Genomic DNA, 23,198 nt, shown 5'->3' on the forward strand with positions numbered 1-23,198 from the left:
CCTTTAGACGCCCTGCCCGGGCTTGACCGAAACCACCTCGACGGCGGTGGCGGGCGTGCGGGCAACCTGCCTGGGAATATTCTGCCGCTTGATGTTGGTGCGGTGTCTCAACGTCAGCACGATCGCGCCGATCATGGCGACCAGGAGCACCAGACCGGCGATCTGGAAGAAATAGACGTAGTTGGTGTAGAGCACGTCGCCGAGGGCGGCCGTATTGGTGCGCTCGCTCAGCGCCGGGATCGGCATGGCGACTGATTTGGCGATCTCAGGCGAGATGACGCTGCCGCCGATGACGACGATCAGTTCGGCTGCGAGGATCACCCCGATCAGCCCGCCGATCGGCGCATATTCGAGAACGCCGGCCCTCAGTTCGGTGAAGTCGATATCGAGCATCATCACCACGAAGAGGAAGAGGACGGCGACGGCGCCGACATAGACGACAAGCAGGATCATCGCCAGGAATTCGGCACCGAGCAGCAGGAAGAGGCCGGCCGCATTGAAGAACACCAGGATCAGAAAGAGAACCGAGTGAACCGGGTTCTTCGCCCAGATGACCATGAACGCCGACGCCACCGCGACAAAGGCGAAAAGATAGAAAAATAGAGCCTGCAGACCCATGTTGGTGCCTTTTTCATCTTCCCCCGGGCAGCCGGGAGTTTCCCTGCCCGATGGTGCTTTCCCTGGCGCTAACCGGCAAAGCTCCTGTGCATGTTGACCACGACAGGAGCGCTTAAGCTCCAGCGCGGCATTTCAAAATCTCAATCAGCGGTACGGCGAGTCGATCGCGATGTTGCGGGCGATTTCGCGCTCCCACCGGTCTCCGTTATCCAGAAGCCGCGCCTTGTCGAAGTAGAGCTCTTCGCGGGTCTCCGTCGCAAATTCGAAATTCGGGCCTTCGACGATCGCGTCGACCGGGCAGGCTTCCTGGCAGAAGCCGCAATAGATGCACTTCACCATGTCGATGTCGTAGCGCACCGTACGGCGCGTGCCGTCATTGCGGCGCGGACCCGCCTCGATGGTGATCGCCTGGGCAGGACAGATCGCCTCGCAGAGCTTGCAGGCGATGCAGCGTTCCTCGCCGTTCGGATAACGGCGCAGCGCATGCTCGCCGCGGAAACGCGGGGAGACCGGACCCTTTTCGAAGGGATAGTTGATCGTCGCCTTCTGGCGGAAGAAATAGCGCATCGACAGAAAGAACGCGCCGACGAATTCCTTGAGAAACAGCGAGTTGATGGAGCCGGACAAGCTTGCCATCTTTAACCTCCAATTTTGCCGAAAACGAGAGCGGGCATCATCATGCCCAACCCATCAGTTTCAGCACGAATGCAACGATGACGACCATGGCGAGCGACAGCGGCAGGAAGACCTTCCAGCCGAGGCGCATGAGCTGGTCGTAGCGGTAGCGCGGAACAAAGGCCTTGACCATCGCGAACATGAAGAACACCAGGCAGGCCTTCAGCGTGAACCAGATGATGCCGGGGACCCAGTTGAGGATCCAGATATCGACCGGGGGCAGCCAGCCGCCGAGGAAGAGGATCGTCGTCAGCGCGCACATCAGGCAGACGGCCGCATATTCGCCGAGCATGAACATCATGTATGGCGAGGAGCCGTATTCGACCATGAAGCCGGCAACGAGTTCCGATTCAGCTTCGGGAAGGTCGAAGGGCGGGCGGTTCGTCTCGGCAAGTGCCGAAATGAAGAAGATGATGAACATCGGGAAGAGCGACAGCCAGTGCCAGTCGAGGAACGACGCCGGCAAGCCGAGCATGGTGCCGAGGCCGGTATGCTGCGCATTGACGATATCGGTCAGGTTCAGCGAGCCGACGCAGAGAAGCACGGTGACGATGACGAAGCCGATCGAGACTTCATAGGAGACCATCTGTGCCGCCGAGCGCAGCGCGCCGAGGAACGGATACTTCGAGTTCGAAGCCCAGCCGCCCATGATGATGCCGTAGACCTCGAGCGAGGAGATCGCGAAAATATAGAGGATGCCGACATTGATGTTGGCGATCACCCATCCGTCGGCCAGCGGCACCACCGCCCAGGTGGACAGCGCCAGAAGCACCGTTACCAGCGGGGCCAACAGGAACACCGCCTTGTTGGCGCCGGCCGGAATGATCGGCTCCTTGAAGACGAACTTCAAAAGATCGGCGAAGGACTGGAACAGGCCGAAGGGACCGACGACGTTCGGGCCGCGGCGCAGCTGCACGGCTGCCCAGATCTTGCGGTCGGCGAGCAGCACATAGGCGATGAAGACGAGCAGGCAGACGAGAAGCAGCAGCGACTGGCCGACCATGATGATCGCCGGCAAGACATAGCTTGAAAAGAAAGAATCCATAGTCCCTGCCCTTACTCTGCCGCGACTTTGAAGTTGTTGCGGGCCAATGCCGAGCACTCCGCCATGACAGCCGAGGCACGCGCTATCGGGTTCGTCAAATAGAAGTCTTTCACCGGCGACGCAAACCCGGATTTGTTCATCTTGCCGGCTTTTTTCGCAACTGCGGCAATTTGGGCGCTATTGGCTTCGGCGATCTCGTCGATGGCAGCGAAATGCGGGAAAGCGGCATAGAGCCGGACACGCAATTCGCTGAGCGAATCGAAGGGAAGCTTCTTGCCGAGCACGTCGGAAAGGGCGCGGATGATCGCCCAGTCCTCGCGGGCATCACCCGGCGCAAAACCTGCACGGTTGCCCATCTGGACGCGGCCTTCGGTGTTGACCCAGGTGCCGGACTTTTCGGTATAGGCTGCGGCTGGCAGGATGACGTCGGCATGGTGTGCGCCGTTATCGCCATGCGAGCCGATATAGACGGTGAGCTTGGCCTTCTTGGCGGTGAAGTCGAGTTCGTCTGCACCGAGCAGGAAGAGCACGTCCATCGCCGTCAGCATCTCGGCTGCGTTGACGCCCTTGGCGCCCGGCACGAAGCCGAGGTCGAGGCCGCCGACACGCGCGGCAGCGGTGTGGAGGACGGCAAAGCCGTTCCAGCCTTCGACGACCGCGCCGACGGAACCGGCAAGCTTGGCGGCACTGGCGAGAACGCCGGCGCCGTCGGTGCGCGAGAGCGCCCCCTGGCCGATGATGATCATCGGCTTGGCGGCATTCTTCAGCACGTCCGCGAAGGCGTGGGTGCCGTCGACCAGATCCTTCAGCGTGTCGGGACCGCCGCCGAGGTAATCATAGCTGTAGCGCAGTTCAGCACGCTCGCCGATCACGCCGACCGGGAACTTGCCGCGGCGCCAGCGCTTGCGGATGCGGGCGTTGAGGATGGCAGCCTCGAAGCGCGGATTGGCGCCGATGATCAGCAGCGCGTCGGCCTGGTCGATGCCCGAGATCGTCGGGTTGAAGAGATAGCTTGCACGGCCGAGCGACGGATCGAGTGCCGCCCCATCCTGGCGACAGTCGAGATTGACCGACCCCAGCGACTTCACCAGTTCGGAGAGTGCATACATTTCCTCGACGGAAGCGAGGTCGCCCGATATCGCGCCGATCTTGTCGCCCGAGGTGGCGCCGACGGCGGCCTTGATAGCGCCGAAGGCTTCGGCCCAGGTGGCGGGCTGCAGGCGGCCGTCGCGGCGAACATAGGGCCGGTCGAGGCGCTGGGTCTTCAGTCCATCCCAGATGAAGCGGCTCTTATCGGAAATCCACTCCTCGTTGATCGCCTCATTGACGCGCGGCAGGATGCGCATGACTTCGCGGCCGCGGGTGTCGACGCGGATCGCCGAACCGACGGCATCCATGACGTCAATCGATTCGGTCTTGTTCAGCTCCCACGGGCGCGCGGTGAAGGCGAAGGGCTTCGAGGTGAGCGCGCCGACCGGGCAAAGGTCGACGACATTGCCCTGCAGCTCGGAGGTCATCGCCTGTTCGAGATAGGTGGTGATCTCGGCATCCTCGCCGCGGCCGATCAGGCCGAGTTCGGAAATGCCGGCGACCTCGGTGGTGAAGCGGACGCAGCGCGTGCAGTGGATGCAGCGGTTCATCACCGTCTTAACGAGCGGGCCGATATACTTGTCCTCGACGGCACGCTTGTCTTCCTGATAGCGCGAGGTGTCGATGCCGAAGGCCATCGCCTGGTCCTGCAGATCGCATTCGCCGCCCTGGTCGCAGATCGGGCAATCGAGCGGATGGTTGATCAGCAGGAATTCCATCACACCTTCGCGGGCCTTTTTGACCATCGGGGTGTTGGTGAAGACCTCAGGCAGTTCGCCGTTCGGGCCGCCGCGGATATCGCGCACGCTCATGGCGCAGGAAGCCTGCGGCTTCGGCGGTCCGCCCTTCACCTCGACAAGGCACATGCGGCAGTTGCCGGCAACCGACAGGCGCTCATGGAAGCAGAAGCGCGGAACCTCGGCACCGGCATCCTCGCACGCCTGCAATAGCGTGTAATGATCCGGAACTTCGATCTCGTTGCCGTCAATCTTCAGTTTTGCCATCGTCGCTCAGTCCTGTTTCCCCGTTTGCCTGATGACGGCAAACAAACCTATTTTTGCAGCACTCTCATTGCCAAGCCGGATCTTTCGTCCTGCCGACATCTGATGTCGCCCAAATTCTCTGTCGCGCGTTCCAGATCCGGAACCCGCACCGGCATCCTGAGGCCCCCGCCCGTCCGCCGACCTGCCCATCTTTCCGGCCGATCGACACGGCCAGTTCATTTCTTTCTGCGGCCCCGCCCTGCCAGAACTTTGGCTTGGCCGGTCCAGTCGTCACGCAGAATGCGGCCGTTGAAGCCGAGTTCGGTGTCGAACCGGTCGATTTCCTCGTCGGTCCAGGCAGCAATCTCGGCGAAGCTGCGAATGCCCTTGGCGTTCAGCACCTGCTCCAGCTTCGGGCCGATGCCGGCGATCAGCTTGAGATCATCGGTCTTCCCCCGCGCAACCGGTTTTGCCTTCACGGCCACCTTTGGCTCGCTGGCCTTCGTTTGACTGGCTGGCTTCGCTTGGCTGACTGGCTTCGGCCGGCTGGCTGGCGTCGGCTCGCTGACCGGTTTGACGACCGTCAGTCTCGGTCCTGCCTTTTGCTCGGCCGACGGCTTGGTGACCGCCTTCACGACCGGGCGAATATTCTCCGGCCGGATATCGACATCGGGCTTCAGTTCGTCCGGCGGCGTGTCATCGAGGGCGGCCGCGACCTTGCTGGTGGTTTCCAGGGCGCTCTGGAAGGCCCCGAAGAACGCGCCGGCCATCTGGGTCGAGAAACCGAAGCCGATCGCCGTTGCGGCGGCAAAGGCTGCAGCGGGATGCGCCATCAGCGGATGCACCGGCATCGCCCGTGCGTTTTCCAGCATCTCGGCAGCAAGACGGCCGAACCCGGCCGCGAAATCGGCGGCCTCTTCGTTTTTCCTACCCTTGGATGCATTGTCCGCCATGACTATTCAGCCGCCTCCAGAACCGCGCCGTGATCAAGCGCGCTCGCCGTATACTGGTCGATGCGCTTTTCGATCTCGGGACGGAAGTTACGGATCAGACCCTGCACCGGCCATGCGGCGGCGTCGCCGAGCGCGCAGATGGTGTGGCCTTCGATCTGCTTCGTCACCTGGAACAACATGTCGATTTCGCGCTTCTGGGCATTGCCCTTGGCCATGCGCTCCATCACGCGCCACATCCAGCCCGTGCCTTCGCGGCAGGGCGTGCACTGGCCGCAGCTCTCATGCTTGAAGAAGGCGGAGATACGAGCGATCGCCTTAATGACGTCGGTGGACTTGTCCATGACGATCGCGGCCGCCGTACCGAAAGACGAGCCGACACCGCGCAGGCCGTCGAAATCCATCGGGCAGTCGATGATGTCCTTGGCCGGAACGATCGGGCAGGATGCGCCGCCCGGAATGACGGCAAGCAGGTTGTCCCAGCCGCCGCGGATGCCGCCGGCATGGCGGTCGACCAGTTCGCGGAAGGTGATGCCCATTTCCTCTTCGACGGTGCACGGCTTGTTGACGTGGCCGGAGAGCATGAACAGCTTGGTGCCGACATTGTTCGGACGGCCGATGGCCGAGAACCAGCCGGCGCCGCGGCGCAGGATCGTCGGCGCAACAGCGATCGATTCGACGTTATTGACCGTCGTCGGGCAGCCATAGAGCCCCATATTGGCCGGGAACGGCGGCTTCAGACGCGGCTGGCCCTTCTTGCCTTCGAGGCTTTCGAGCAGCGCGGTTTCTTCACCGCAGATATAGGCGCCAGCGCCGTGATGGACGAAGATATCCATGTCCCAGCCGAGCTTGTTGTTCTTGCCGAGCAGGCCATAATCATAGCACTCGTCGATCGCCGCCTGCAGCGCCTCGCGCTCGCGGATATATTCGCCGCGCACGTAAATGTAGGCCGCATTGGCGCCCATAGCGAAGCTCGCGATGACACAGCCTTCGATCAGCGTATGCGGATCGTGGCGCATGATGTCGCGGTCTTTGCAGGTGCCGGGCTCGGATTCGTCGGCGTTGACCACGAGGTAGTGCGGGCGGCCGTCGCTTTCCTTCGGCATGAAGGACCATTTGAGGCCTGTCGGGAAGCCGGCGCCGCCACGACCGCGAAGGCCTGACGCCTTCATCTCGTTGATGATCCAGTCGCGGCCCTTTTCGAGGATCTGCTTGGTGCCGTCCCAGTGGCCGCGGCTCATCGCGCCCTTCAGGGACTTGTCCTTGAGGCCGTAGATGTTGGTAAAGATGCGGTCATTATCTTGTAACATGCTTCACCTCTTACCGCGGCTTCTTGCCGAAGACCTTGATATATTCCGCTTCCCCGCCCTTGGCGAGCGCCTTGGCCTGCTTGACCCAGTCATCGCGCTCGATGCGGCCGCGGAAATTCAAATAGCCATCGACCCATTCGCGTTCGGCCTTCTTCCAGCCTGCGACCTGCGCGAAGGTGAAGATGCCGATTTCGTTCAACGTCGCCTCGATCTTCGGGCCGACACCCGAGATCATCTTCAGATCGTCCGGGGCGGCGGGCTTTTCGATACCGGCTGGACGGTTCTTGTCGGTCAGGGCAGGCTTTGCCGCCGTGGCAGCCTCGGCCTTGACGGCAGCTTTCGGCGTCGGTTCGGCAGCCGCAGTGCCGGAGACCGGCTGCTCCTCGGCTGCCTTTGCGTTTTTCGCAGCCGCCTTGGGCGCCGTTGCCGGCGTCTTCAGGGTAGCATTGGTCTCGGCATCGGTGCTTTTTGGGCGGGCGGCCTCGGAGGGCGGCACCGGCGCGCGGTCGACCGGAGCCGACACGGTTTCGGCATCGGCCTTCTTGGCGCGCGTCCTTGCCTTCGGCTCTTCGGTCGTCAGCGAGGTCAGGCCGCCTTCAGGCGCCGAAAACACCCGGTCGATCTGGGTGCCAGGCTTGATGCTGGCGCCATTGCCGGCGGCAAAGACGTCGATGATTTCTTCGAGACGCTCGGGCGTCAGGTCCTCATAGGTGTCCTTGCCGATCATCACCATCGGCGCATTGACGCAGGCCCCGAGACATTCGACCTCTTCCCAGGACAGCGTGCCTTCGGCATTGCGCTCGAAGGCATGGGCATGGATCTTGCTCTTGCAGACCGACATCAGCGCTTCCGAGCCGCGCAGCATGCAGGGCGTCGTACCGCACACCTGCACATGGGCGCGGGTGCCGACCGGATGCAGCTGGAACTGCGTATAGAAGGTCGCGACCTCGAGCACGCGGATATAGGCCATGTCGAGCATGTCGGCGATCTTTTCGATCGCCGCGCGCGTGACCCAGCCATCCTGCTCCTGCGCCCGCATCAACAGCGGGATGACCGCCGATTGCTGGCGGCCGGCGGGGTATTTCTGGATCGTCTTGTCCGCCCAGACCGCATTCTCATCGCTGAAGGCGAATGCGGCAGGCTGGAATTGATCTTCGGCTAATCGACGAACGGACATTCTTCCTCACGCCTTGTCAGTTTAGGGTTCCACACCGCGAAGCGGTCAAAGACTGCATTTCGCAGGCATAGGCCGACTGGTCTTTTTGCATAAACACTACGAATTTGCTGCCGTTCGGAATGGCAGCCTTGATCTGATAGCCCTTGGACAAAAGCTCACCCATGGACGATTGCTGCGCCGGCGGCGTCTCTTCCTTATGGCCCAGCGGCGTGCCAAGGCTATCGGACTCCTGAGCCGAAACCCCGGATGCCGAAAGAAGAATGACGACGGCCAGCGGCAGAAGCTGCATCAGCGGTCCACCTCGCCGAAGACGATGTCGAGCGAGCCGAGGACGGCCGCGACGTCGGCAAGCTGGTGGCCGCGGCACATGAAGTCCATCGCCTGCAGATGGGCGTAACCCGGCGCACGGATCTTGCAGCGATAGGGCCTGTTGGTGCCATCGGAGACGAGATAGACGCCGAACTCGCCCTTCGGCGCCTCGACGGCGGCGTAAACCTCGCCGGCCGGCACATGGTAGCCTTCGGTATAGAGTTTGAAGTGGTGGATCAGCGCTTCCATCGAGCGCTTCATCTCGCCGCGCTTCGGCGGCACGACCTTGCCGTCGATCGACGAGAATGGACCGGTCTTCGCATCCGAGAGCAGGCGGTTGACGCATTGCTTCATGATACGGACCGATTCGCGCATCTCGATCATGCGGATCAGATAACGGTCGTAGTTGTCGCCATTCTTGCCGATCGGGATGTCGAATTCGAGATCGGAATAACATTCATAGGGTTGGGCGCGACGCAGATCCCAGGCAGCACCCGAACCACGCACCATGACGCCGGAGAAGCCCCAGGCCCAGCATTCCTCTAGCGAGACAACGCCGATATCGACGTTGCGCTGCTTGAAGATGCGGTTACCGGTCAACAGGTTGTCGATGTCGTCGAGCGCCTTCAGGAACGGATCGCACCAGGCGCCGATATCCTGCACGAGCTGTTCGGGCAGATCCTGGTGGACGCCGCCCGGACGGATATAAGCGGCATGCATGCGTGAGCCGCTGGCGCGTTCGTAGAACACCATCAGCTTTTCGCGCTCTTCGAAGCCCCAGAGCGGCGGCGTCAGCGCGCCGACGTCCATTGCCTGCGTCGTGACGTTCAGGAGGTGCGAGAGGATACGGCCGATTTCGGAATAGAGAACGCGGATCAGCTGGCCGCGAATCGGGATCTCGATGCCGAGCAGCTTTTCGACGGCCATCGCATAGGCATGTTCCTGGTTCATCGGCGCGACATAGTCGAGGCGATCGAAATAGGGCACGGCCTGAAGATAGGTCTTGGTCTCGATCAGCTTCTCGGTACCGCGATGCAAAAGGCCGATATGCGGATCGACACGCTCCACAATTTCGCCGTCAAGCTCCAGGACAAGACGAAGAACGCCGTGCGCCGCCGGATGCTGCGGTCCGAAATTGATGTTGAAGTTGCGGACGTTATGTTCGGTCATGGCGATCAACTCGCTTAGAGTGAGTAGTGGCTAGTGAGTAGTGATTAGTTTTGACCGTTCACTATTCATCAGCTTTCCGGTGCTGAACGCTTCGAATAAGCGATCCCAGCATCTTTCCAATTTCGTCACATCGGTCGAGCAATTCGTCCAAGGCCGAGGCTTGAAGAAAGCCAATTCGTCCGGCGATGATCAAATGCGTCTCCAATTCTTTCAACGAGCCCTGAGCGATCTTAAGAAATTGGGCGAACGAGCCTCGATTTTCTCTTCCATAGCCCTCCGCGATATTCGCCGCCACGGAAGCAGAAGATCGTCTAATCTGGCTGGTCAACCCATAAATCTCTTCCCGCGGGAAAGGTTCTCGTCACCTCATAACAAACAACAGACAGCTCAATAGCAAATTGCCAGACTTTCAAGTCACGGTAGGAAGTGATTTTCCCGTTCGTCACCCGGATATCTGCCCGCTACTCACTACCGACTATTCACTACTCACTGCTTCGCCTTTTCGTCACCGGGGAGAACATACTCAGTCCCCTCCCAAGGCGACATGAAGTCGAAATTGCGGAATTCCTGTTTCAGTTCCACTGGCTCGTAAACGACGCGCTTTGCCGCGTCGTCGTAGCGTACTTCGACGAAACCGGTGGTCGGGAAGTCCTTGCGCAGCGGATGGCCTTCGAAGCCGTAGTCGGTTAGGATGCGGCGCAGGTCCGGATGGCCAGTGAAGAGCACGCCATACATGTCCCAGGTCTCGCGCTCGAACCAGTCGGCGCCCGGATAGACGGGGCAGGCCGACGGAACCGGCGTATCCTCGTCGGTGGCGACCTTGACGCGGATGCGCAGGTTCTTCTTCGGCGACAGCAGGTGGTAGACGACGTCGAAACGCAGTTCGCGCTGCGGCCAGTCGACCCCGCAAATATCGATCAGGTTGACGAAACCGCATTTGGCGTCGTCGCGCAGGAAGGCCAGAAGTGCGACCAGGTTTTCACCCGTGGTCGTCAGCGTCAGTTCGCCATACTTCATCTGCGATGCGGCGATCAGGTTGCCGCGCGCTTCGCCAAGGTAGGACGCAAGCTCAGTCAGGGCTTCACTCATATGCCTTGTCCTTAACCCTTAGCGTTCGATCGTGCCGGTACGCCGGATCTTCTTCTGCAGCAGAAGCACGCCGTAAAGCAGCGCCTCTGCCGTGGGGGGACAGCCCGGCACGTAGATGTCGATCGGCACGATGCGGTCACAGCCGCGCACCACCGAATAGGAATAGTGATAATAGCCGCCGCCATTGGCGCAGGAGCCCATCGAGATGACATAACGCGGCTCGGGCATCTGGTCGTAAACCTTGCGCAGAGCGGGCGCCATCTTGTTGGTCAGCGTGCCGGCGACGATCATCACGTCGGACTGGCGAGGCGAGGCGCGCGGCGCAAAGCCGAAGCGCTCGACGTCATAACGCGGCATGGACAGTTGCATCATTTCGACAGCGCAGCAGGCAAGACCGAAGGTCATCCACATCAGCGAGCCGGTGCGGGCCCAGTTGATCAGCTCATCGGTCGAGGTGACGAGGAACCCCTTGTCGGCGAGCTCGTTGTTGATCTCGCCGAAGAAGGCGTCGTTGCTGCCGATCGGCTTGCCGGTCGAGGGATCGATAATCCCCTTCGGCTGCTGGGCAACAAGCGGCTGATTGCTCACAGGGGCTACTCCCATTCCAGGGCTCCCTTCTTCCATTCATAGATAAAGCCGATGGTCAGCACGAGAAGGAAGACCATCATGGACCAGAAGCCGAACCAGCCGATGGCGCCGAAAGACACGGCCCAGGGAAAGAGGAAGGCGACTTCGAGGTCGAAGATGATGAAGAGGATCGACACGAGGTAGAAGCGGATGTCGAACTTCATGCGGGCATCGTCGAAAGCGTTGAAGCCGCATTCGTAAGCCGAAAGCTTTTCCGAATCAGGCGCTTTGAAAGCCACAGCGAACGGCGCGATGAGCAGCGCCAGGCCGATGACGAGCGCAATAGCAATGAAGATAGCGATCGGAATATAGGAACTGAGCAGTTCAGTCATCATGTTCATCCCTGCTTGCCGGAGGCGCCAGACGGCGCATTTGGGCAAATGCCCGGCAAGCGAACGTGCGTTGCAACAAGCCGTGGTTAGCGCAGCCAGAGCCCCGGCGCAAGACTTTTACAGAAGCAATTCGACCAGTATCCGAGGGACCCTATCAAGCACATGCAATGATGTCGCGACAAATCCGCGCAAGCCGCTTCAGCGCGCATGGCTGACCACTGGAAACTGCATGGCTTTCAGGAGAAATGGCGCGAGTGACGGGGCTCGAACCCGCGACCTCCGGCGTGACAGGCCGGCACTCTAACCGACTGAGCTACACCCGCGCATTGATCGGCCACGTTGCGGCCGCGAGGATAAAGAGAACCGGACAAACGACAAATCGCATTTGCGTTTTACAAGACTTGAAATGGCGCGAGTGACGGGGCTCGAACCCGCGACCTCCGGCGTGACAGGCCGGCACTCTAACCAACTGAGCTACACCCGCAATTCATTTCAAGCAGTCCGGATGCCCTAGCACCCTCTCCAAAACGGCTGCCCGTTTCGATGAGCGGCTAACTACGGGGTTCGCCTTTTAGTGTCAAGCAGGTTTGGAGACAAAACCATGACAGTCCGCGAATTGTTTCGGTGGGTTGGATGCCAGACGAACAAAAGTCGGCACTTCCGTCTTCCGCAGCGATGCTCAGGCGCAGACGCAGTGCCTTCGAAACGAAGATGCCCGCCGCCCTTCCCTCGCCTTTCCACAGCCGAGGCGAGCCTGAGCGGCATTGCAAGACAAGGGACCACCACCAAAAAAATCAAAAAATCTTCACAAACACTCTTGCGGTTTTGCCGCGATCCGCATAGATCACGGCCACCAACGCGGCAGGCCGATCCGGCTTCGTTTGCGATGGGCGATTAGCTCAGTTGGTAGAGCGCCTCGTTTACACCGAGGATGTCGGCGGTTCGAGTCCGTCATCGCCCACCATTTCTAATATTTCCCGCTGCTTGTTCATCAGATTAGGCTTCCGAATTAGCTCGCTAATCCGGTCACGATCTGCGCAACGTGTTTCGTCAGGAGACACCTCATGAAAACCGTTGCCATCATCTCTGCGCTGCTTCTCGCTGGCGTGGCTGCACTGCCGTGCATTGCCAAAGAGCCCGCGCAAGAGGTTTTCCTGTCTGCCGGAGACCAGACGATCACGACCTCGGGAGAAACCCCGGCCCGAGAAGCCAGGACCTATCTCCTGAGAATGCCGTCAGATCTGCCGATTATTTTTTCGGTCGATGCCGACAATTCAGCCTGCAGCCTGGAAATCAAGAAAACCAGCCAGCGCGGCGTCTTAAGCACAATCAGCCGATTCCCCGCGTCTTTCAGAGACAGCGGTCAAAGTGGCGATGAATATACATTTTCGTTTTTCCAAAACCGGGTTTCATTTATGAGCGGCGCCCGATGTGCCTTCTCATTTTCTCTGACGCAGATGTGACATCGTGATCGGGGCGATGGAGCATGCTTCGTCGTTTGGAGGCCGCTCGTCGTCTGCCATTTCCTGCCTTCACCAGTTTTTTGTCCTCAGCGTAATCCAGACGCTTCCGCGACGGCTTTGCGGGCAAGCTCTCTGATGACGAGCTAGAGGCTTGGTGGGGGCTCGCTTTGCCCGCGCCCACCTCCGGAAACACAGATGCCGTGAAAGGCACTGACACGTGGCTAACGCTGGCACAAGCGCTATGCGTCGCCTCTTACGAAGCCCTCGCGACGGGTTAGCTCCCACACGGGGCATCTATATCTGCAGAGACTGTCGGCCTCGAATCGAGGCCGCGTTCGGCAACACGTTCCAGCGCAGCAAGGCGTCACGCCGGCAGGTTCACGTGCGGCCCCCGCCTGAAAGCCAGCACTCCACCAAACGGACTACTCCCGGCCGCCGCGCCACCTCCTATTGGGCGAATGGATAGGGGACGGCAAAAGTGGGAGTATTCGTCGCCCGGAAAACCTCCGCGCTTGAAGGTTCATCACGCCTGGAGGTGTGCCATGAGGACCCTGCGCTCCGCATTGACGCTGTGCATCGCGATTGCCCTTTGCACACCAAGTGCAAGGTATGTCACCCTGCCCGGATATGCATTCAAGACGAACCCGACATGCCAGCGCCACGAACCAAAGACGAAATTCGACAAGAGGTGCGACTGGCCGAGAGTGGGCTTCAAGAACTTTACGCCCCCGCTTGTGACCGTGCTTGGGATCTGAAGATCCTGCTCAGTTTCGCAGATCTTTGCAGTCCAGACTCGCTTGGGTAGCCCCGGGGCATTTGTGCCTCTGTGACTGCGACAGAGTCTCCATGCCTTCGCTGGGATCTCCCCACCAAACTATATAGCACTTCGGAATCCCGAAATTGGTTGCGGGGTTGAAATCATTGCATGTTTTTTCCCGTCGACACCTCGCGAAACGCGGCAAATTTCGGGATGACGAAGCGGCATTTTTCCCGCGTCTTTATGAATGGCGCCTGATGCGCTTTCTCGTTTTCTCCGACTGAGATGTGAGAGCGCGATCGGGTAATGAACATCCCTCTGTCTGGTGGGGGCTCAGCCCCTACCGCGTCAGGCCTTCGCCAATTCCCTCTCCACAGCGGAAACCAGCCTCGAATCGTCGGCCGTCACATCGGGCGCGAAGCGGGCCGCGACTTTGCCGTCGCGGCCGATTAGGAATTTTTCGAAGTTCCAGAGGATGTCGTCCTCATCGCCGCCTGTCAGCCCATGGGATTTCAGACGTTCGCGCATCGGGCCGTCGCCCGTCGTCGCGGCACCCGACTTGGTCAGCTGCCGGTAAAGCGGGTGCTGGGCCTCGCCCTTGACCGAGATCTTCGAGAAGATCGGGAAGGTGACGTCATAGGTGCTGGTGCAGAAATCGAGGATCTCGGCGTCGGTGCCGGGCTCCTGGCCCTTGAAGTCGTTGGCGGGAAAGGCGGCAATGACGAAGCCGCGCTCGCGCTTTTCTCCATAGAGCTTTTCCAGCCCGTCATACTGCGGGGTTAGCCCGCATTTCGAGGCGACGTTGACGATCAGAATCACCCTGCCCTTGTATTCGTTGAGCGTGGTCTCACGACCATCCACAGTCTTGACCGGGATATCCAGCACATTGCCCGTCACAGGAACCTCCAATTTCGTAAGGATATGTATCGCCAAGCTTAGCGATATCGCCGCCCTTGTCATCAGCGTCGGGATCAACTTGGCTTCCACAGGACGCCGGTGCGGCTTCTGGCCGCACCGGGCCTCAGCACCTCAGGCGGGAGACGTTTCCTTCACATCGTCGAGCAGGAAGTGCACGACGAGATAATCCGTCTTGTAATGGCGGCCGCTGTCCGACACGGAATCGACACTGCCGCCGTCCTTCGGGTGCCAGGCGTGGTAATGGGGATTGGTGGTGATCAGCGTGATGGCCTTGCCATCTCTTTCGCCAAGCCGGAAGCGCATCTCGGCGAGCGGCCAGATCCGCTCGTAATCCTGCATGGTGATTCGCGCCTTCAGCGCCTTGCGCTGCAGCGGCGCTTCGCCGGCCTCGGCTGGTGTTTCCAACATCACCTCCTCAGCTCCGCTGATGATGGCGTTGAATTCTTCAGGCCACATGCGTTTCATGAAATCGCTCCTCCCGAGGCTTTTTCGTCAGTTCACAGATGGAACTTAGCGGTTTGTTCGAAAGAAGCAAATTCCTGTCATGCGGTTGTCATCGGTGCCGGCTGCTCCTACCTTCCCGTCAAACCGCATCAGGGCCGTCGGTCGCCCGCAATCCCGAGATCAGAAATGAAGACACGTGAAGAAAGGCAGGCGCTCCGGGCGAGCATGCCGCGCACCCCGCTCAGCGCCCATCATATGGAAAACGCCCGGCTGCTGCCGGATCGCGGCGAATTGCTTTATCGGATCCCGAACGGCGGCATCGGCGTCGAGGTCGGAGCAGCCTTCGGCGAATATACGGCGGAGATCCTCGAAAAGAACCGCCCGGCGCAGCTCTACCTCATCGATCCCTGGTCGATGGATCGCTATAGCTCCGGACTCGATGCGATCCACACGAATTTCGCGGCCGAGATCGAGGCCGGCCGGCTGCATCTGATGCAAGGCACATCGCTCGAGAAGCTTGCCGAATTCGCGGACGATTTCCTCGACTGGGCCTATATCGATACAGACCATTCCTTCGAGCTCACCTGGCAGGAACTCCTGCTCTGCGAAAAGAAGGTGAAGCGGACGGGGCGTATCGCCGGGCATGATTTCTGCACCGGCAATACGGTCAAGCCGATCGTTTATGGCGTCGTCGAGGCTGTCACCAAGTTCTGCAAGGATTACGGCTGGCAATTCGAGTTCCTGACGGTCGAATCGCACGCGCATTTTTCCTATTGCCTGAAGCGGCTCTGATTACGCCTGGCCGGAATATTGCTCGTCGCTGACCTTTTCCATCCAGTCGACGTGGCTGCCGTCCAGCGCCTCATGAATGGCGATGTGTGTCATCGCCGTATCCGGGGCAGCACCGTGCCAATGTTTTTCGCCCGGCGCGAACCAGACGGTATCGCCGGCGCGGATCTCGCGGATGTCCCCGCCCCAGCTCTGGGCGAGGCCCTTGCCCGATGTAACGATCAGCGTCTGGCCGAGCGGATGCGTATGCCAGGCGGTGCGGGCACCGGGTTCGAAGGTGACCGAGACCGCCCTCGCCCGTGCGGGTGCCGGCGTTTCCATCAGCGGATCCTGGCGAACGGCGCCGGTGAAATAGTCGGCCGGTGGCTTCGTCGAGGGGCGAGAGCCGACGGGTTTGATCTCCATGATCTTTCCTTTTCCATCCATGCGGTTGAAGCCTTGTAACAGAACGATATTTCATCGGAGCGACCAATCAAAGCCGGATCGACAATTGCCGTAAAGTCACCCGGCTGATAGTGCCATTGTCTTTCATCAGCGGGTCGCATCTTGCTTGAATCATGCGACGCGCTTTGGCGCTTTGTTTTTATGCATGCCGTTGTCCCGCACACGCCCGAGCGGCATGCAGTAGGGAGGATTTTTCATGAAACACCATGCTTTCGGCCGGATGCCCTTCACCGTCACCAATGTCGGCTTCGGCGCTTGGCAGATCGGCGGCTCCTGGGGTGATATCAGTGAAGCCGACGGACGCGCGGCGCTGAATGCCGCGCTCGATGCCGGCATGACATTCATCGATACGGCGGATGTCTATGGCGACGGCCGCTCGGAAAAGATCATTGCCGACGTGCTGAAGACGCGTGGCGACGAACGGCCGATGGTTGCCACCAAGGCCGGCCGCCGCCTCAACCCGCATGTCTCGGAAGGCTATACAAAGGCTAATCTTGAAGGCTTTATCGACCGCAGCCTGACGAATCTTGCCGTCGACAGTCTGGACCTCGTGCAACTGCACTGCCCGCCGCGCGACGTGCTTTACCAGCCTGAAGTCTTCGAGGGCCTGAACGTGCTGCAGAAGGCCGGCAAGATCAAGGGCTACGGCGTCAGCGTCGAAAAGGTCGAAGACGGGCTGAAGGCGATCGAATATCCCGGCGTCGTCAGTATCCAGATCATCTACAACATTTTCCGCCAGCGCCCCGATCACCTGTTCTTCCAGGAAGCACGCCGCAGGAATGTGGCGATCATCGCCCGTGTGCCGCTCGCCAGCGGTCTTCTCTCCGGCAAGATCACCCGGGACACACATTTTGCCAGCGACGACCACCGCAATTTCAACCGCAACGGCGAAGCCTTCGATGTCGGCGAGACCTTTGCCGGCGTTCCCTTCGAGGTCGGTCTGCAGGCGGTGGAAGAGGTGCGCAAGCTGGTGCCCGAGGGCGCCACCATGGCTGCCTTCGCGCTCCGCTGGATCCTGATGAGCGATGCCGTCACCGTCGTCATCCCCGGTGCCCGCAATGCCGAGCAGGCCAGGGCCAACGCGGCTGCCGCCGACCTTGCGCCGCTGTCAGCCGATGTCATGGCGGCAACGCGCGAGATCTACGAGCGGCTGATCGCGCCGCATGTGCATCAGCGCTGGTAGACGCCCAATACTCCGAATCAAAAAATGGCCGGGTTTTCGCCCGGCCATTTTTCTGTCGTGTAATTATAAGAAGCTCAGTTCGTGGCGGTCAGGTCGACCGGGAAGAACAGGGTCTCGCCGGAGGAGTCGCTGACGCCGTCATTGTCGGTGACCGCGTAGGGCTTGCCCGACGCGTCGAAGGTGAAGCCTTCGAGCTTGTCCAGCACATAGCCGTTGGTGGCAGACTTCAGTTCACCGAGGAAGTCATGGGCTTCGGCTTTCTTGACGACCGGCAGCTCGGCCCCGAGCTTGGCGGGCTTCAGGTCCGATATCGCGACCTTGTAGAGCTTCTTCAGCCTGGCGGCATCGCCGACGAGGTTGTCGCGCTCGATGATGTAGACGCTGTCGCCCTGTGCCGAAATCTCAGACAGGCCGACCCAGCCGCTTTCCGTCTTGTCGAGCGGATAGCGAACGGCCCCCCATTCCTTCTTCTTCGGATTGTAGGAGACGAGCTTGACGAAGCCCTTCTCGTCGTCGCTCCACTCGCGCTGGACCGCCATCCAGAGCGTAGTGTCGTCGCCGGTGCCGACAATGGTCACGCCTTCGAAGCCGTAGCGGATTTCGTTGGCGACGAGCTCCTTCGGCAGGGCGATCTCGGCCTTAATGTCGCCCTTGGCGTTGACGTTGTAGAGGGCGTGCGGGACGAGACGCTCGCTGTAGCCTTCCGAGGCCAGCCAGAAGGAGCCGTCGGCGGCAGCCGCGATGCCTTCGATGTCGAGCTTCTGGGCCGGTGCGCCGTCACGCTTGACAACGAGGGCGTCGGTGATGACAGCCGGCTTCTTGCTGGCATCGATCGTATAGATCGTCGGCTGCGAGCCCAGAACGCTGTCGCTGACGGCGTAGAGCATGCCCGGCTTGCCCGGAACGGCGGAGAGACCCGAAAGGGCTGCGAAACCGATCGGATTGCCGTCCTTCTCGGCTGAGACGATATGCGGATAGGCCTTCTCGCCTTCCGAGCGCTCGTAGATCATCACATGCGAACGCGTGCCGCCGTCCTTGCCGAGATCGACCTCGTTGGCGGTCGCAAGAAGATTGCGGGCGGGAATGGCGATCGCGCCTTCCGGCGAAATGCCTGATGGCAGCAGCTGGACGAGTTCGGGATCAGCGCCGGTATCCTTGAAAACGCCGACGACCGAGGCACGTTCGGCGAGCAGGAAGAAATACTTGATGCCGCCGAACGTGGCGGCTTCGAGGCCTTCCGGCTCGACGCCCTTCGATCCCGAGCGGCTTTCCGGATAGTGGCCGATATGGGCGACGGCGCGTTCGAAGGAGGCGCCCGATTCGTAGAGAAGCTTGCCCGTCTTGTCGAAGATGGTGAAGCCGCGCGAGCCGCCCTGGTAGTCGCCTTCATTGGCGACGACGAGGCGGTTGTCGTCCAGCCACTTCACAGCGTCCGGTTCGCGCAGCACGCCTTTGGCTTCGCCTGAGAATTTCAGGGCGCCGTCACGCTTGGTGTCGATGCCGGAGAGATCGACGCTGCCGGCGGAGAAATGCGTCTTCACTTCAGCCGTGTTGGCGTCGATGATGACGATCTCGTTATTTTCCTGCAGCGTCAGGGCAATCTCGTTCAGGCTGTTGAAGGCGACGAATTCCGGCTCCGGATCCTCCGGGGCGACGCCGGTAAGGCCAGTCAGCGCCACGTGCTTGATAGTGCCGCAATCGACGGTGCCATTCTTGACCTGGAAGACGACGAGGTCGCCGGCTGGCATCTGCGGGATCTTGCCGTCATTGACGTCCTCGTCGCGCTCGTTTTCGATTGCGATGGTGCCGAGCGTCTTGTCCTTGTTGAGGGCGATCGAATCCGGCTGACCACCGAGATCGCAGGTGCTTTCGATCTTCTTGCTCGTCACGTCGACGATCGCGAGACGGCCCGAGGGCTTCGCCTTGCTTTCGGAGGTGTTGACGGCAACGAGCGCCTTGCCGGCGCTCGAGGTGACTGAAGTCGGCTCGCCGCCCATCATCAGCGCGCCGCCGGCCTTCGGGGCCTTGGCATCGGTAATGTCGATAAAGCCGATCGCGCCGAGCGGGCTGTCGCTATAGATCAGCGTGTTGCCGTCGTCGGTCGCGGTGATGATTTCGGCGGAACTCACCGAAAGCTTGTCCTTATCAACAGGCAGGTTCGCCGCAACCGGGAAGGAGGCGATGCGGTTGAAAACTGGTTCGGCCGCGGCCGGAAAAGCGACGGATGCGAGAAGCACGGCAGCAAGCGCTGCCTTGCGCGATGAAATTGTCATGAAATCCCCCATGTGTCGAACATTCGAAACAGGAGTTTTCTGCGCGCGCGGTATGACAGAGGCATGACAGATGCGGCATTTTGCACCTGATCACGTCAGACTGGTTTGCGCTCCCGGCGCATCTCGTTTCGCATGATCGGCCCAAAATCATCCGGATCTAAATCAAAAAAGTAGAGCATGATGTCGTCCGAAAACCGCTCACACTTTTCGGCATCATGCTCTAACGCAAGAGGGGCCCGGCAAAGCCGAACCCCTCTCAAATCCCGCACAACCGGTCTCGTTTCCGGCTGGTGGATAATATCAGATCAGCCGTTGACGGCGTCCTTCAGGCCCTTGCCGGGCGTGAATTTCGGCACGTTGCGAGCCGGAATGTCGACTTCAGCGCCCGTCGACGGGTTACGGCCCTTCGATGCGGCACGATGAGAAACGGTGAAGCTACCGAAACCCGCGAGGCGAATGTCGCCCTTGTTCTTGAGTTCAGCCTGGACAACGTCGAAAACCGCGTCAACAGCGGAAGCCGCGTCAGACTTCGTCAGTCCTGCCTTTTCGGCTACTGCGGACACGAGTTCATTCTTGTTCATGTTTCCACCCCTTTCTAAATGGTATGAAACGACTCAAAAGTAAGCTAGGCGCAGAATAGGTTTCATCAGGCCCGCCGAAAACCCAAAAGCCCTGCAAATCAAGGAAAAGCAAGCGTCTACATGACGTTTTCACAAAAAAGGCTGGCGTTTCCGCCAGCCTTTTTCCGTGTTTTGTCCCAATTGGGCATAAATGTGGCAAAGGCCACTCAATGCGCTATGGTTGCGCCTGTCTCATCGAGGCCTTCGACCGTTGCGATGACCGGCGTTTCCACCGTGCCGTCCCATTCGATCGGCTCCGGCCGTCGGATCAGCGCATGCTTGATCACCTCGCCCATGCGGGATACCGGGATGATCTCCATGTTGTTCTTCACGTTATCAGGAATCTCCGCCAGGTCCTTGGCGTTTTCCTCCGGAATCAGCACCTTCTTGATGCCGCCACGAAGCGCTGCGAGCAGCTTTTCCTTGAGACCGCCGATCGGCAGCACACGGCCGCGAAGGGTGATTTCACCGGTCATGGCCACATGCCTGTCCACAGGGATGCCGGTCATGATCGAGACGATCGCGGTTGCCATGGCGACGCCGGCCGAGGGGCCATCCTTCGGGGTTGCGCCTTCCGGCACGTGCACGTGGATGTCGCTCTTGTCGAAGCGCGGCGGCTCGATGCCGAAATCGACGGCGCGCGAGCGGACATAGGAGGCCGCTGCCGAGATCGATTCCTTCATGACTTCCTTCAGATTGCCGGTGACCGTCATGCGGCCCTTGCCAGGCATCATCACGCCTTCGATGGTCAGCAGCTCGCCGCCGACTTCCGTCCAGGCAAGACCGGTCACGACGCCGACCTGATCCTCGCCCTCGGCTTCGCCGTGGCGGAAGCGCGGGACGCCCAGGTAGTCGGAGATGTTGGCCGCCGTCACATGAACGGACTTCGTCTTGCCCTTGATGATCTCGGTGACCGCCTTGCGGGCGAGTTTCATCAATTCGCGTTCGAAGTTGCGGACGCCGGCTTCGCGGGTGTATTGCTGGCTGATCGCCATCAGGGCGTCGTCGCTGACCGAGAATTCTTCCGGCTGCAACGCATGTTCCTTGATGGCCTTCGGCAGCAGGTGCCGCTTGGCGATTTCGCGCTTTTCATCCTCGGTGTAGCCGGCGATACGGATGATCTCCATGCGGTCCATCAGGGGCGCTGGAATATTCAGCGTATTCGCCGTCGTGATGAACATCACATCCGACAGGTCGTATTCGACTTCCAGATAGTGGTCCATGAAGGTCATGTTCTGCGCAGGATCGAGCACTTCGAGCAGGGCCGAGGACGGATCGCCGCGATAGTCCTGGCCGAGCTTGTCGATCTCGTCGAGCAGGAACAGCGGGTTGGACTTCTTCGCCTTCTTCATCGACTGGATCACCTTGCCGGGCATCGAGCCGATATAGGTGCGGCGGTGACCACGGATTTCGGCTTCGTCACGAACGCCGCCAAGCGCCATGCGGACATATTCACGGCCGGTCGCCTTGGCGATCGACTGGGCGAGCGAGGTCTTGCCGACGCCCGGAGGGCCAACGAGGCAGAGGATCGGGCCCTTGATCTTGGCGGCGCGGGCCTGCACGGCCAGATATTCGACGATGCGCTCCTTGACCTTGTCGAGACCGAAGTGATCGGCTTCGAGGATCTTCTCGGCATTGTTGAGATCTGCCTTGATCTTCGACTTTTTGCCCCAGGGAATGCCAAGCAGCCAGTCCAGATAATTGCGCACGACGGTGGCTTCCGCCGACATCGGGCTCATCTGGCGCAGTTTCTTCAGTTCCGCATCGGCCTTTTCACGGGCCTCCTTGGACAATTTGGTCTTGGAGATGCGCTCTTCCAGTTCGCTCATCTCGTCGCGGCCTTCCTCGCCGTCGCCGAGTTCCTTCTGGATCGCCTTCATCTGTTCATTCAGGTAGTATTCGCGCTGGGTCTTCTCCATCTGGCGCTTGACGCGCGAGCGGATGCGCTTCTCGACCTGCAGAACCGAGATCTCGCCTTCCATGAAGCCGAGGGCCTTTTCGAGGCGCTGCTTGACGCTGGTGGTCTCCAGCATCTCCTGCTTCTCGGTGATCTTGATCGACAGATGCGAGGCGACCGTATCGGCGAGCTTGGAATAGTCATCGATCTGGCTGGCGGCGCCAACCACTTCGGGCGAAATCTTCTTGTTGAGCTTCACGTAGCTCTCGAATTCGGAGACGACCGAACGCGACAAAGCTTCCAGTTCGACCGGATCGTCATGCGGCTCCTCGAGCACATGGCCGAGCGCCTCATAGAAATCCTCGCGGCTGGTATAGGTGTCGATCTCGGCGCGGGCGCGGCCTTCGACGAGAACCTTCACGGTGCCGTCGGGCAGCTTCAGGAGCTGAAGCACGTTCGCCACGGTGCCGACATTGTGGATCGCGGAAGGATCCGGATCGTCGTCGCTGGCGTTGATCTGCGTCACCAGCATGATCTGCTTGTCGGAACCCATGACCTCTTCGAGCGCACGGATCGACTTTTCCCGTCCGACGAACAGCGGCACGATCATATGCGGGAAAACCACGATGTCGCGCAGGGGCAGAACAGGGTAGGCAGTGCTGCTCGCTACAGACGTTTTCTTCGTCATTTTATGTCCTTTCCATCGTCCCGTTGCCGGGCTCTCTGCACGGCCGCTTGGGACCGGCCGGCACTCACTTGTTGCTACAAGTGGAGGTTCTAACTATGCTTTTCAAGCCACGCTAACGCCCGCGTCCCTCGGATGTGACAGCTTTATTACAACGGAACGCCAACACTATGAAGCGCGTGGCTGGACCGGCGCTTACCACTTCCGACCCGGCTAAAATACAAACGCCAGCAAGAGGCTTACGGAATCATTGCATCATTGCCAAGCACGATCCCTTGCGCAACATCGGCAAAGGCAATTTCGGTTCCCACGGGCAAATACTAACAGTGCCTCGCATGGTTTTTCAAATAG

At 60.3% G+C, this 23,198-nt stretch carries 22 protein-coding genes, 3 tRNA genes and 1 pseudogene; 5 read left to right on the forward strand and 21 right to left on the reverse strand.

Going from position 1 to position 23,198, the window contains the following annotated elements:
• Nucleotides 1-3: 3 nt before the first annotated feature.
• From RWK44_RS19785 to RWK44_RS19855, 15 genes and pseudogenes are all read right to left on the reverse strand, one after another.
• Complete coding sequence (locus RWK44_RS19785) at nt 4-618, reverse strand: NADH-quinone oxidoreductase subunit J (RefSeq protein WP_003547387.1); 615 nt, start codon at nt 616-618, stop codon at nt 4-6.
• A gap of 144 nt (nt 619-762) precedes the next feature.
• Nucleotides 763-1,254, reverse strand: a complete 492-nt coding sequence (gene nuoI / locus RWK44_RS19790; RefSeq protein ID WP_017959943.1) for an NADH-quinone oxidoreductase subunit NuoI — start codon at nt 1,252-1,254, stop codon at nt 763-765.
• Nucleotides 1,255-1,294: 40 nt separating this feature from the next.
• Entirely contained in the window at nt 1,295-2,338 is a 1,044-nt protein-coding gene (nuoH, locus tag RWK44_RS19795; protein ID WP_017959942.1) for an NADH-quinone oxidoreductase subunit NuoH, read from the reverse strand.
• Nucleotides 2,339-2,349: 11 nt separating this feature from the next.
• A complete protein-coding gene (nuoG, locus tag RWK44_RS19800) occupies nt 2,350-4,431 on the reverse strand; it encodes an NADH-quinone oxidoreductase subunit NuoG (RefSeq protein WP_316029291.1) in 2,082 nt (693 codons plus the stop codon).
• 215 nt (nt 4,432-4,646) lie between these two features.
• Nucleotides 4,647-5,363, reverse strand: coding sequence for a 5' DNA nuclease (locus tag RWK44_RS19805; RefSeq protein ID WP_131640336.1), 717 nt, complete (start codon nt 5,361-5,363; stop codon nt 4,647-4,649).
• Between the two features lie 2 nt (nt 5,364-5,365).
• Nucleotides 5,366-6,670, reverse strand: a complete 1,305-nt coding sequence (nuoF, locus tag RWK44_RS19810) for an NADH-quinone oxidoreductase subunit NuoF (protein WP_316029292.1) — start codon at nt 6,668-6,670, stop codon at nt 5,366-5,368.
• A 10-nt stretch (nt 6,671-6,680) separates the two neighbouring features.
• Nucleotides 6,681-7,847 (reverse strand): NADH-quinone oxidoreductase subunit E, encoded by a 1,167-nt coding sequence (locus tag RWK44_RS19815; protein ID WP_077976229.1) that lies wholly within the window; start codon nt 7,845-7,847, stop codon nt 6,681-6,683.
• A 16-nt stretch (nt 7,848-7,863) separates the two neighbouring features.
• Entirely contained in the window at nt 7,864-8,136 is a 273-nt protein-coding gene (locus RWK44_RS19820; RefSeq protein ID WP_012756961.1) for a hypothetical protein, read from the reverse strand.
• Entirely contained in the window at nt 8,136-9,326 is a 1,191-nt protein-coding gene (locus RWK44_RS19825; RefSeq protein WP_018069465.1) for an NADH-quinone oxidoreductase subunit D, read from the reverse strand. The genes RWK44_RS19820 and RWK44_RS19825 overlap by 1 nt, the downstream gene beginning before the upstream one ends.
• Nucleotides 9,327-9,387: 61 nt before the next feature.
• Nucleotides 9,388-9,739, reverse strand: a pseudogene (locus RWK44_RS19830) (four helix bundle protein).
• 73 nt (nt 9,740-9,812) lie between these two features.
• Entirely contained in the window at nt 9,813-10,415 is a 603-nt protein-coding gene (locus tag RWK44_RS19835; protein WP_131640339.1) for an NADH-quinone oxidoreductase subunit C, read from the reverse strand.
• Nucleotides 10,416-10,433: 18 nt separating this feature from the next.
• A complete protein-coding gene (locus tag RWK44_RS19840; RefSeq protein WP_003578567.1) occupies nt 10,434-11,018 on the reverse strand; it encodes a NuoB/complex I 20 kDa subunit family protein in 585 nt (194 codons plus the stop codon).
• Nucleotides 11,009-11,374 carry an NADH-quinone oxidoreductase subunit A gene (locus RWK44_RS19845; protein WP_010055493.1) on the reverse strand — a complete coding sequence of 122 codons (366 nt, stop codon included), beginning with the start codon at nt 11,372-11,374 and terminating at the stop codon, nt 11,009-11,011. Before RWK44_RS19845 ends, RWK44_RS19840 begins: the two co-directional genes overlap by 10 nt.
• 246 nt (nt 11,375-11,620) lie before the next feature.
• Nucleotides 11,621-11,697 (reverse strand) — tRNA-Asp (locus RWK44_RS19850).
• An 84-nt stretch (nt 11,698-11,781) separates the two neighbouring features.
• Nucleotides 11,782-11,858: transfer RNA gene (locus tag RWK44_RS19855), tRNA-Asp, on the reverse strand.
• A 404-nt stretch (nt 11,859-12,262) separates the two neighbouring features.
• On the opposite strand from RWK44_RS19855, the gene RWK44_RS19860 reads away from it, so the two are divergent.
• From RWK44_RS19860 to RWK44_RS19870, 3 genes are all read left to right on the forward strand, one after another.
• A tRNA-Val gene (locus tag RWK44_RS19860) sits at nt 12,263-12,338 on the forward strand.
• Nucleotides 12,339-12,438: 100 nt separating this feature from the next.
• Nucleotides 12,439-12,837: a hypothetical protein gene (locus RWK44_RS19865; protein ID WP_131664226.1), complete on the forward strand. Its 399-nt coding sequence runs from the start codon at nt 12,439-12,441 to the stop codon at nt 12,835-12,837.
• Nucleotides 12,838-13,379: 542 nt separating this feature from the next.
• Complete coding sequence (locus tag RWK44_RS19870) at nt 13,380-13,592, forward strand: hypothetical protein (RefSeq protein ID WP_131664227.1); 213 nt, start codon at nt 13,380-13,382, stop codon at nt 13,590-13,592.
• A gap of 350 nt (nt 13,593-13,942) precedes the next feature.
• Here the strand turns inward: RWK44_RS19870 and RWK44_RS19875 are convergent, their stop codons facing one another.
• Nucleotides 13,943-14,491, reverse strand: coding sequence for a glutathione peroxidase (locus RWK44_RS19875; protein ID WP_131664228.1), 549 nt, complete (start codon nt 14,489-14,491; stop codon nt 13,943-13,945).
• Nucleotides 14,492-14,623: 132 nt separating this feature from the next.
• The gene (locus RWK44_RS19880) at nt 14,624-14,977 is read right to left on the reverse strand and encodes a hypothetical protein (protein WP_017993619.1); all 354 of its coding nucleotides are present in this window, start codon (nt 14,975-14,977) and stop codon (nt 14,624-14,626) included.
• A gap of 165 nt (nt 14,978-15,142) precedes the next feature.
• Between RWK44_RS19880 and RWK44_RS19885 the strand changes: the two genes are divergently transcribed.
• The gene (locus RWK44_RS19885; RefSeq protein ID WP_020049484.1) at nt 15,143-15,748 is read left to right on the forward strand and encodes a class I SAM-dependent methyltransferase; all 606 of its coding nucleotides are present in this window, start codon (nt 15,143-15,145) and stop codon (nt 15,746-15,748) included.
• Here RWK44_RS19885 and RWK44_RS19890 read toward each other — a convergent pair whose 3' ends face one another.
• Nucleotides 15,749-16,150 (reverse strand): (R)-mandelonitrile lyase, encoded by a 402-nt coding sequence (locus RWK44_RS19890; RefSeq protein ID WP_245503874.1) that lies wholly within the window; start codon nt 16,148-16,150, stop codon nt 15,749-15,751.
• A gap of 235 nt (nt 16,151-16,385) precedes the next feature.
• Here RWK44_RS19890 and RWK44_RS19895 point away from each other — a divergent pair, with 235 nt between their 5' ends.
• A complete protein-coding gene (locus RWK44_RS19895; RefSeq protein ID WP_020049482.1) occupies nt 16,386-17,372 on the forward strand; it encodes an aldo/keto reductase in 987 nt (328 codons plus the stop codon).
• Between the two features lie 74 nt (nt 17,373-17,446).
• Here RWK44_RS19895 and RWK44_RS19900 read toward each other — a convergent pair whose 3' ends face one another.
• The 3 genes from RWK44_RS19900 to lon form a co-directional block, all read right to left on the reverse strand.
• Nucleotides 17,447-19,657, reverse strand: coding sequence for an esterase-like activity of phytase family protein (locus RWK44_RS19900; protein ID WP_206116668.1), 2,211 nt, complete (start codon nt 19,655-19,657; stop codon nt 17,447-17,449).
• A 293-nt stretch (nt 19,658-19,950) separates the two neighbouring features.
• Nucleotides 19,951-20,226 (reverse strand): DNA-binding protein HupB, encoded by a 276-nt coding sequence (gene hupB / locus RWK44_RS19905; protein WP_003547346.1) that lies wholly within the window; start codon nt 20,224-20,226, stop codon nt 19,951-19,953.
• 206 nt (nt 20,227-20,432) lie between these two features.
• On the reverse strand, nt 20,433-22,850 hold the full coding sequence (gene lon / locus RWK44_RS19910; RefSeq protein ID WP_222375329.1) for an endopeptidase La: 2,418 nt from the start codon (nt 22,848-22,850) through the stop codon (nt 20,433-20,435).
• Nucleotides 22,851-23,198: the final 348 nt, after the last annotated feature.

The organism is Rhizobium sp. 25PS6 (assembly GCF_032464655.1).
Lineage (GTDB): Bacteria > Pseudomonadota > Alphaproteobacteria > Rhizobiales > Rhizobiaceae > Rhizobium > Rhizobium laguerreae.